The organism is Microcoleus sp. A6-C6 (assembly GCF_036705955.1).
Taxonomy (GTDB): domain Bacteria; phylum Cyanobacteriota; class Cyanobacteriia; order Cyanobacteriales; family Microcoleaceae; genus Microcoleus.
Window position 1 is genome coordinate 1 of record NZ_JAUBVR010000124.1, and the last position, 9,639, is coordinate 9,639.

The window sequence follows — 9,639 nt, forward strand, 5'->3', positions numbered from 1 at the left end:
GTGATGCTATATCTGCCCATTTTTGTGACTTATTTATGCCTTCTTTAATTCCCCAATCTTAGACCTGAATCCTTACTTTATTTCTTAGTCCGCGGAGGCGGACATCGTTTGTGTAGACGCGATTTCAATCGCCGAATTTTATCTTTGATCTAGTTTTTAATTTTTAGTTTCCTATTAGTATACTGAGGAACCCAACCTTGAGCAGTGGTGTAATACTGCACAAATTTCAAGTACAGCAACGGAGTGAGATAAAACCAATGTTCGGTATTAGCCGGTACTTTAATATATTCTTCAGCTTCCAACATTAATTGTACCTGAGAGCCGTTAGGATACACAAAACCAAAAACACATTCCCCAGCTAAGACGTGCAGAACTTCTGCATCTGCGTGGGTGTGAGTGCGATCGCTTTTAATCATCAGCGAGTAAATCTGTGGCGAACCGGGGTGCAACACTTTTAAGTCGCACCACTGACATCCGCTAGCGCGCTTGAAGTATTCAAACTCGGTTTTAAATGCTGCGAGTACCTGCTGTTTTTCTGTTACGCTGAGAATGTCTTGGAGTAGAATTTCTCGAACCGCAGGATTTTTGTTCGTTGACAGGCGATCGATCTGAATATTTAAAACATCCAGTTGGCGAGCGATCGCCCCGATCTCCGTATATGTCCTACCGTCTTCTAGTTGCAGAACAGCCATATTACACCACCTATTTATTTGGCTTTGAGGAGAATTTAGTTTCCAGTTTCTATATACCGTTGTTACAGACTAAACTCCTGCCTATTTTCCATAATAGCCGATCGCTAAAGTTAGATGTTTTTCGTTATATATTAAACATCTACCAGACTTTAATTGTCAAATTTTAACTTTTATTTAATAACCTTGAGAGTAGAAAGTAGGGTGCGTACCGCGCACCTTACAAAACTGAGAACTTTTAAAGCAGCATTCCCGCAATACAAGCAGTCATGAAACAAGCCACAGAACCAGCAATCATCGCCCTCACACCCAACCGAGCCAAATCGCCTTTGCGCGATGGCGCGATCGCACCAATCCCCCCAATTTGAATCCCGATGGAACCAATATTAGAAAAGCCACACAAAGCATAAGTCGCAATAATTGCTGCTCGTTCTGAAATCGCCTGTTGCTTCACCAATTTCATCAAATCTAAATAAGCAATAAATTCATTTAAAATCGTCTTTTTTCCGAGAATAACTCCTATTTTTCCACAATCAGCCCAAGGGATACCCATCAGCCAAGCCACCGGAGCCATCAAATAAGAAAAAATCCATTCCAGCGACAACTGAGGCAAACTAATCAGCCCTCCAAACCAACCCAAAAGCGCATTAAAAAATGCCAATAAACCCAAAAAAGCAATCAGCATCGCGCCCACATTAGCCGCTAACTTCAAGCCGTCGGTAGCACCAGAAGCTGCCGCATCCACTGCATTAGCATAAACCTGATCTACCTTAATCTCCACCTCGCCAGCAGTCAGGGATTTTTCTGTTTCCGGGTACAGCAATTTAGAAATAGCCAAAGCAGCCGGTGCCGACATCACCGACGCAGCAATTAAATGTTGAGCCGACACTCCAAAAGAAATGTAAGCCGCCATTACTCCGCCGGCAATTGTCGCAAAACCCCCCGTCATCACAGCGTGAAGTTCCGAGAGCGTCATTGTCGCCACATAAGGCTTAATTAACAGTGGCGCTTCTGTTTGTCCGACAAAAATATTGGCAGCACAGGAAAGAGTTTCTGCACCGGAAGTTCTCATGGTTTTAATCATGCCCCAAGCGACTGCTTGCACCACCCGCTGCAAAATGCCATAGTGATAGAGTAGGGTGATAAACGAAGAGAAAAAGATAATAGTCGGCAGCACTTTAAAAGCGATAAAGTGTTCGGCAAAATTGTCTCCAAATACGAACTTTGCCCCGGCATCTGAAAAATTGAGAAATTGGGTGACTAAATCTCCCAAAAATTTAAATACCGCCAAACCCGGGGCAGTTTTGAGAATCAAAATTGCAAAAATTAGCTGCAAAGCAATTCCCCACAGTACGGGAGGCCACTTAACCGCGCGCCGATCGACTGAAAAGGCGTAGCACAAACCGACAAAAACAGCTAAGCCCAATACAGAAATAAGTCTTTCCATTTCAGTCACATTCCCTTATAATCAAAGACTAAAGCTCAAAATTACGGCGCAGCCTAATTGCTGCTACTTTTATGCCTCTACCTATAGTTGCTATTATTGGACGCCCCAATGTAGGCAAATCGACGATCGTCAACCGTTTAGCCAACAGCCAAGACGCGATCGTCCACGACGAACCGGGAATCACGCGCGATCGCACGTACAGACCAGCATACTGGGGCGATCGCGAATATCAAGTCGTAGACACCGGCGGGCTAGTATTCGACGACGAAACCGAATTTCTGCCATTAATCCGCGAACAAGCACTGGCAGCCCTATCAGAAGCCAGCGCAGCCATTTTCGTAGTAGACGGAAAAACCGGACTCACAGGCGGCGACGAATCCATCGCCTCTTGGCTGCGGGTGCAAAAAGTCCCGATCATTCTCGCCGTCAACAAATGCGAATCGGAAAATACAGGACTCACCCAAGCAGCAGACTTTTGGACATTGGGATTGGGAGAACCTTTCCCAATTTCCGGGATTCACGGTAACGGCACCGGCGAATTGCTAGACCAATTAATGACTTACCTTCCCACAGAAGTAGAGCCAGAAGTAGATGAAATAAAAGTAGCAATAATCGGTCGTCCCAACGTCGGCAAATCGAGCTTGCTTAACTCATTTCTCGGAGAAAACCGCGCCATAGTCAGCCCAATTTCCGGCACAACCCGCGACGCAATTGACACCATAGTAGAACGCAACGGTCAAACCTACCGCCTGATCGACACAGCCGGAATTCGCAAAAAGAAAAACGTCGAATATGGTGCCGAATTTTTCGGAATCAACCGCGCTTTCAAAGCCATCCGCCGCGCCGATGTCATACTGCTAGTCATTGACGCAATCGACGGCGTTACTGATCAAGATCAAAAATTAGCCGATCGCATCAGCCAAGAAGGTCGAGCCTGCATCATCGTCATCAACAAATGGGATGCCATAGAAAAGGACAACGACACGATCTACGAGTACGAAAAAACAGCAAGAACTAAACTGTATTTCCTCGACTGGGCAGAAATGATCTTTGTCAGCGCCATGAGTGGACAGCGAGTTGAAAAAATCATTGAATTAGTAGACAAAGCCTCCGACGAACACAAGCGTCGCGTCGCTACCGCCGTGATTAACGAAGTCATAGAAGAAGCCACAACCTGGCACTCAGCGCCAGTTACCCGCCAAGGAAAACAAGGCAAAATCTATTACGGTACTCAAGTGCGAGCGCAACCACCGACAATTGCGCTGTTCGTCAACGATCCCAAACGCTTCACCGAAAACTATCGCCGCTACATGGAAAGCCAATTCCGCAAACACCTAGGCTTTACAGGTACACCAATGCGACTCCTGTGGAGAGGCAAAAAAGTTCGCGCCAGCGAAGAAAGTACCACCAACAGAGCACTACGTGTGAAGTAATTCTAGACTCTAGATTAAAGAAAAAACGCAGTTTAATGATTTAAGCAAATTGCGTTTTTTTCTTATCTCTTCCTTCTTTCTCTTCTTTCTCTTCCTTCACGTTTTTCGCACTTCAATAAATTGATATTCTTAAAAATCTCAAATCGACAAAATGGATTTATTGCGATCGCTTCCGATTGGACTTTACCTAGAACAACCCGTAACCTGGCTGCACCGGCTCGACTCCCGCGTCAAATTAGCCTGGTTGATGACATTTCTGATTGTACCAATACTCGCCAATCCCGTTTGGCGGTTGATGCTAGTAGCGATGTTAATCGTACTGACACTCAGCGCAGCCATTCCCTTCCGCGTGTGGAAACAGCAAATGGGAATGCTGCTGCTATTCTGCCTTTTAGTATTTTGCCTCAGCGCGATCGCCCCCGACGCACTTCCATCGGAACACCAGCCCCGCATCCCCGCCGACGAATTAACCTTTTCCCAACAAACCGCAACCCTTCCACCCGCTCAAAATCCCAAACCCTGGTATCAACCTTCTTTTAATTTCGGCTCAAACCCCCCAACCCAAAATCCCAAAGCTCAAGCCCCAAATAAACTCCCCCAACCCACAAACTACAGTTACGTTTTATTCAAACAAGGCCCGGTTAAAATCACCCGCAAATCCTTAGATTTAGCTATCAACGTCAGCACCCTATTTTTCACAGTAATTTACAGCACCAACCTCTACCTCCTTACCACAGCCAGCGAAGAAATCACCGCAGCTATAGAAAACTTAATGCAGCCGCTGCGTCGTTTAAACTGGCCTGTCACCGAAATCGCACTAACATTAACGTTATCTTTGCGCTTCATTCCCCTAGTATTGGAAGAAATACAAAATTTAGTGCGATCGGTCAGCACCAGAGCGATCAACTGGAAAAAACTCGGATTTCGCCGCGCCGCTCAAGTTTGGTTACTGATTGCCGAGCGGCTGTTAGAAAACTTGCTCCTGCGAGCCGAACAAATGGCTAGCGCTATGACAGTTCGCGGCTTCACCAGTCCCGATCGACACCGTGTAGAATGGCACCAGTTGGATTTCAAAATCCGAGACTGGATCGCCCTCGGCTGCTTACTCGCCCTCTGGAGCGCCCGCTTGGTTTGGGGTTGGGACAGTTGACAGTTGACAGTTGACAGTTGACAGTTGACAGTACGGGAATCAAACCATTTATGCTTGACGGGTATGGGCCACCCATCCAAGCAAAACTAATACCAGTTTCCAACAAGAATGCAGATCGCGATAGTGCTGCTAAAGTAATGGAGACGAATATTTAGAGATTCAAGACTTTGAACATCTATCTTGGGACAGATATCGTATATATTCCCCGCATTCAAGCTGCATTAGACCGGTTTGGCGATCGCTTCCTAGAAAAAGTTTACACGCCCGCCGAACAAAGAGATTGCCGACAACTAAATTCTCAAGACAGCAGCATTAAAGGTAAAATGAACCGAGTTTCCTGCAACCAACTAGCCGGGCGGTGGGCAGCCAAGGAAGCTGTTGTCAAGGCCCTAGGCACGGGATGGCGGGGAATACGGTATGCAGATGTGGAAATTCGGCGCTCCGAAAACGGTGCTCCCAACGTGCAACTGCACGGAACCGCAGCAGCACAAGCCTCTGTTTGGGGAAATTGCCAGTGGCAGTTGAGCCTCAGTCACGATGGAGACTATAGCATGGCTACGGCGATCGCCCTTTGCACCCCGCGATCGAGTGAAACTAAAATCTAAAGTCTAAATCTTTAATCTAATTATCGATCGATTGTGAGTGTGAATGACTACCGAAACCTACCTGAATCATCCAAACTTTGGCCTCCTCTTCAGGATATCCCAGGTTGAAGACAGCCAAGAATTATTTACCACCCTATATGCCCAACGCCTATTTTTCTTAGTAACCAACGGCCCTGGCGGCCTGAGATTTGATCCCATCAGTCGCTCCGACGCTCGCCTGATGGTCGAAATTCGCCTGCGAACCCTCCGTCGCAGCGGTCAATATCAGGAGTACGACCAATTACAGGTTATTCACAAGCGGACATTTCAGTAGCGAAAATCGGCCATTGGTAACTTGGTAATTGGTAATCGGTAATTGGTAATCGGTAATTGGTAATTTGGTAATTGGTATCTGTTTTAATTTTCTTGCCCTCCAGTTCTCAGCGATCCAGAACCTATGACCATTGCCTCTCGAATTAACAGCATTCGCCAAGACTTGCCCGAATCAGTGCGGTTAATTGCCGTTACCAAACAGGTATCGACTGACGCTATCCGCGAAGCATACGAGGCGGGTATCCGAGATTTTGGCGAGAGCAAGATTCAAGAGACTGCCGATAAACAAAGCCAACTGCAAGATTTGCCGGATATCAACTGGCACTTAATCGGCCACTTGCAAGCCAACAAAGTGGCCAAAGCCCTAGAGCTTTTCCAGTGGATTCATTCTGTGGACAACTTAAAACTGGCCCGTCGGCTCGATCGCATAGCGGGCGAACAGTCCTGCTCTCGGCAAGTCTGCCTGCAAGTAAAAATGTTGCCAGATCCCGACAAATACGGGTGGAGCGTCCCAGAACTGCTTGCCGACCTTCCAGAACTCAACGAATGTCAGCATATCAAAATTCAAGGTTTGATGACAATACCTCCGTTGGGATTAGATGACTCGCAAATCCGAGAATTATTTAACAGCACCCGCGAACTTGCTGACAAAATCCAGCAGCAAAATTTGCCCCGCATTCAAATGCAGCAGCTCTCGATGGGGATGTCGGGAGATTATCATTTGGCAATTCAAGCAGGTGCTACTATGATACGGCTAGGAACAAGCTTGTTTGGCTCTAGGAGGAGATAAATTGTTGAAATCTTCTGATCAGCACAACTTGGGTTAAAAATAGAGTAGTTAGCGACCCGCGGCTAACCCGCAACGCGAGTATAGTCGGGGCAGCACAGTCGTGAAGGAGCTTAAATGGTGAACATTTTTTCTAAGCTACGAGATTTTGTAGGCTTCAACAATGAGCCTGAATACGATTACGAGTACGACGAAGCGGAAGGAGAACGCTTTCAGAACGTCTACCAACAGCCTGAACCGAACGCCGCCGCTGCTGCTGTCGCCGCAGCAGAAGAAGAACGTCGCCAAAATCGCAGAATGCGGGAGCGGTCAGTAGTAGGATCGACAGGTACGGATGTTGTTGCACCAACCGGGGGAGTAGGGTCAGTAATGAATAACGTGATTGGAATGCCTGGAGCTATGAACGGGATTTCGGAAGTAGTAGTGATGGAGCCGCGCACTTTTGAAGAGATGCCGGCAGCAATTCGAGCTCTTAAAGAACGCAAATCTGTGGTTTTGAACCTGACGGTGATGGATCCAGACCAAGCGCAAAGAGCTGTGGACTTTGTGGCGGGCGGTACTTACGCCCTTGACGGTCATCAAGAGCGCATTGGCGAAAGCATCTTCTTGTTTACGCCTAGCTGCGTGCAGGTGAGAACTCAGTCTGGTGTGGTTCACGAAGTGCCTCCAGCCCAAGGACGCCCGCGCCCTGCTGCGGCTGCTCCTGCACCGACAGTCTGGCCGGCAGAACAAGCTCAAATGGTTCAGTAAGAATGAAGGAAGAAGGAAGAGGGAAGAAGGAACAAGGAAGGAAGCAAGAAAAATATCGTAAAAGATGAGATTGTCTGTTGGTTTATAGTTTTAAACTTGCCGAAATCAGATGATCGCATTCTGGATATTTTTCGATTATTACAATTTTTTTTCCTCTTTCCTTTTTCCTTCTTTCTTTTTCCCTCTTTTTTTATTCTTCCTTTTTCTCTCTTTATTCTTCCTTTTTCCCTCTTCTTTCTTCCCTCTTCCTTCTTCCTTCTTCCCTCTTCCTTCTTCCTTCAGAATGACTAACATAAAATTTGGTACGATCGGCGGCGGAGTAATGGGAGAGGCTCTCTTATCCCGCCTCATAGCACAAAAAGTTTATTTGCCCTCAGAAATATTGGTGAGCGATCCGCAACCCCAACGGCGGGAATTTTTGACGGAAACCTACGGAATCGGAACAACAGCCAGCAATCTTGAAGTTGCTACCGCTACAGAAGTGCTGTTTTTGGCGATTAAACCGCAAATTTTTGAGAAGGTAGCTTTGGAATTGGCAGTGGCGGCCGATCGCAAACAAGGAAATAATGGAGAAACGGCTAATTCCCAGCCAGAAGCGGTGGTAGTGTCAATTTTGGCAGGAGTCCCGCTCAGCAAGCTCGAACCGGCGTTCCCGGGGCGAGTAGTGCTGCGTGTGATGCCAAATACTCCGGCAACGGTAGGCGCGGGAATGAGCGCGATCGCCCCAGGGAAACTCGTGCAACCGGCTGATTTAGAATTAGTCAAGCGCATCTTTCAGGCAGTAGGAGAAGTAGTAGAAGTGCCTGAAAGTATGCTGGATGCGGTGACTGGCCTTTCCGGTTCCGGGCCAGGTTATGTAGCGATTTTGATCGAAGCCTTGACAGATGGCGGAGTTTGTGCAGGTTTGCCACGGGCGATCGCCTCCCAATTAGCCCTGCAAACTGTATTCGGTACAGCGAAGTTATTACAAGAAACAGGAATGCACCCAGCAGAATTAAAAGATCGAGTTACAAGTCCCGGCGGCACAACTATTGCCGGAATTGCTACATTAGAGAGTAACGGCTTTCGGTCTGCTTTGATCGAAGCAGTCAAAGCAGCTTGTTTGCGCTCTCAAGAATTGGGGAAATAACCACAGAGAATTTAAAGACGTACAATAAAAAAATAAGAGTTGAGTTCAAGTGAGGACTATCGCCAATGCCAGAACAGTTAGAAGAAAGGGTTGCCCTCTTAGAAGCTGAAGTTGCTCGCCTCAAAGACAAAGTATAAAATAACTCGTTTTCTAAACCTTGGTGGGAACAAATTACTGGAACATTTGCTAACAATCCGGCTTACAATGAAGCGATGCAATTGGCTATAGAATACCGTGACTCTCTGCGCTCAAATTCTACCCAACAATCCGCAGATTAAATGTATAGCCTTTCTCAAAAAGGTGAGGTACGACTGGGCATAGGGCATAGGGCATAGGGCATAGGGCATAGGGCATAGGGCATAGGGCATACCTCATCTTTCTGAGAACCGCTATAGATTATTGATACTAATCGTCCGATCAATCGCTAGCTGCTGTTTCCAATTTCCGTCCAATTTTCGGCTCAGTACCGTTCAAAAGCCGCTGAATATTGCTGCGATGGCGCACAATTACAAACACGCCGCCTGCTATTCCAAACAATACATAAGCCAGCGGCTGATGTAAAGCAAACATCAATCCAGCAACGCTAATTGCTCCGATAATCGAGCTTAAAGAAACAATGCGCGATACCGCAAAAACTATGCCAAAAATCCCGAAAGTTCCCAAACCAACTGGCCAGTACAAACCGAGCAAAACTCCCAAACTGGTAGCCACAGATTTACCGCCGGTAAAGCCCAGCCAGATAGATTTGCTGTGTCCCAAAACTGCAAACAAACCCGCTAAAGTTGCCATCCACGGGATGATAGTTGCAGTATTTTCTAAACCGGCGGCGATCGCTAGTTGGCGGGTAAACTCTAGAGAGTAGATGTAGCGGATTAGGACGATCGCACTTACGCCCTTCAACACGTCAACCAGCAACACCGCCAACCCCGGCCACTTCCCCAAAGTCCTGAGTACATTAGTCGCACCAGTCGAACCCGAACCTACTTCGCGAATATCAATCCCCAGCATCAATTTACCCAAGGTGTACCCAGTCGGAATCGAACCCAGCAAGTAAGCTGCGATTAACAATGCGCCATTTAAAATCAACCACAAACCCATAATAAATTCCCTCATTCATTACTTTTGAGAACTCAAGTCTTCGCTACAAATTTAACGATAATTCTTTAACCTGCTGGGAGGTGACATCTTCCTAAATTAAATTTAGTTCTTGGATTACAAGAAATTAAAACTAATTTATGAAGATGTCTTCCTTCTTCCTTCTTCCTTCTTCCTTCTTCCTTCTTCCTTCTTCCTTCTTCCTGATGACTAATGACTAATGACTACTGACTACTGACTAC

The 9,639-nt window shown here is 46.7% G+C and carries 11 protein-coding genes; 7 read left to right on the forward strand and 4 right to left on the reverse strand.

The window, feature by feature from the left end:
* Positions 1–149: 149 nt before the first annotated feature.
* Positions 150–692, reverse strand: coding sequence for an acireductone dioxygenase (locus QUB52_RS27635; RefSeq protein WP_332969703.1), 543 nt, complete (start codon positions 690–692; stop codon positions 150–152).
* 235 nt (positions 693–927) lie between these two features.
* Positions 928–2,136, reverse strand: a complete 1,209-nt coding sequence (locus QUB52_RS27640) for a NupC/NupG family nucleoside CNT transporter (RefSeq protein WP_332975503.1) — start codon at positions 2,134–2,136, stop codon at positions 928–930.
* A 71-nt stretch (positions 2,137–2,207) separates the two neighbouring features.
* Between QUB52_RS27640 and der the strand changes: the two genes are divergently transcribed.
* The 6 genes from der to QUB52_RS27670 all read left to right on the forward strand — a co-directional run bounded on the left by der (position 2,208) and on the right by QUB52_RS27670 (position 7,173).
* A complete protein-coding gene (gene der / locus QUB52_RS27645) occupies positions 2,208–3,569 on the forward strand; it encodes a ribosome biogenesis GTPase Der (protein WP_332969706.1) in 1,362 nt (453 codons plus the stop codon).
* A 151-nt stretch (positions 3,570–3,720) separates the two neighbouring features.
* Entirely contained in the window at positions 3,721–4,719 is a 999-nt protein-coding gene (locus QUB52_RS27650) for an energy-coupling factor transporter transmembrane component T family protein (RefSeq protein WP_332975504.1), read from the forward strand.
* A 167-nt stretch (positions 4,720–4,886) separates the two neighbouring features.
* Positions 4,887–5,324: a holo-ACP synthase gene (acpS, locus tag QUB52_RS27655; protein WP_332975505.1), complete on the forward strand. Its 438-nt coding sequence runs from the start codon at positions 4,887–4,889 to the stop codon at positions 5,322–5,324.
* 43 nt (positions 5,325–5,367) lie between these two features.
* Positions 5,368–5,637, forward strand: coding sequence for a transcriptional coactivator PipX (pipX, locus tag QUB52_RS27660; RefSeq protein WP_265239722.1), 270 nt, complete (start codon positions 5,368–5,370; stop codon positions 5,635–5,637).
* A gap of 123 nt (positions 5,638–5,760) precedes the next feature.
* A complete protein-coding gene (locus QUB52_RS27665) occupies positions 5,761–6,426 on the forward strand; it encodes a YggS family pyridoxal phosphate-dependent enzyme (protein ID WP_332969709.1) in 666 nt (221 codons plus the stop codon).
* Between the two features lie 114 nt (positions 6,427–6,540).
* A complete protein-coding gene (locus QUB52_RS27670) occupies positions 6,541–7,173 on the forward strand; it encodes a cell division protein SepF (protein WP_265239720.1) in 633 nt (210 codons plus the stop codon).
* Positions 7,174–7,311: 138 nt separating this feature from the next.
* Here the strand turns inward: QUB52_RS27670 and QUB52_RS27675 are convergent, their stop codons facing one another.
* Positions 7,312–7,467, reverse strand: a complete 156-nt coding sequence (locus QUB52_RS27675; protein ID WP_265239719.1) for a hypothetical protein — start codon at positions 7,465–7,467, stop codon at positions 7,312–7,314.
* On the opposite strand from QUB52_RS27675, the gene proC reads away from it, so the two are divergent.
* A complete protein-coding gene (proC, locus tag QUB52_RS27680) occupies positions 7,457–8,302 on the forward strand; it encodes a pyrroline-5-carboxylate reductase (protein WP_265239718.1) in 846 nt (281 codons plus the stop codon). The genes QUB52_RS27675 and proC overlap by 11 nt on opposite strands.
* A gap of 417 nt (positions 8,303–8,719) precedes the next feature.
* On the opposite strand, the gene plsY is transcribed toward proC, so the two are convergent.
* Entirely contained in the window at positions 8,720–9,400 is a 681-nt protein-coding gene (gene plsY / locus QUB52_RS27685; protein ID WP_332975506.1) for a glycerol-3-phosphate 1-O-acyltransferase PlsY, read from the reverse strand.
* Positions 9,401–9,639: the final 239 nt, after the last annotated feature.

Coding starts and splice junctions, on each gene's coding strand:
- QUB52_RS27635 (WP_332969703.1), bottom strand. CDS start 692: ATGGCTGTTCTGCAACTAGAAGACGGTAGGACATATACGGAGATCGGG.
- QUB52_RS27675 (WP_265239719.1), bottom strand. CDS start 7,467: ATGTTAGTCATTCTGAAGGAAGAAGGAAGAGGGAAGAAGGAAGAAGGA.
- proC (WP_265239718.1), top strand. CDS start 7,457: ATGACTAACATAAAATTTGGTACGATCGGCGGCGGAGTAATGGGAGAG.
- QUB52_RS27650 (WP_332975504.1), top strand. CDS start 3,721: ATGGATTTATTGCGATCGCTTCCGATTGGACTTTACCTAGAACAACCC.
- plsY (WP_332975506.1), bottom strand. CDS start 9,400: ATGGGTTTGTGGTTGATTTTAAATGGCGCATTGTTAATCGCAGCTTAC.
- QUB52_RS27665 (WP_332969709.1), top strand. CDS start 5,761: ATGACCATTGCCTCTCGAATTAACAGCATTCGCCAAGACTTGCCCGAA.
- pipX (WP_265239722.1), top strand. CDS start 5,368: ATGACTACCGAAACCTACCTGAATCATCCAAACTTTGGCCTCCTCTTC.
- QUB52_RS27640 (WP_332975503.1), bottom strand. CDS start 2,136: ATGGAAAGACTTATTTCTGTATTGGGCTTAGCTGTTTTTGTCGGTTTG.
- der (WP_332969706.1), top strand. CDS start 2,208: ATGCCTCTACCTATAGTTGCTATTATTGGACGCCCCAATGTAGGCAAA.
- QUB52_RS27670 (WP_265239720.1), top strand. CDS start 6,541: ATGGTGAACATTTTTTCTAAGCTACGAGATTTTGTAGGCTTCAACAAT.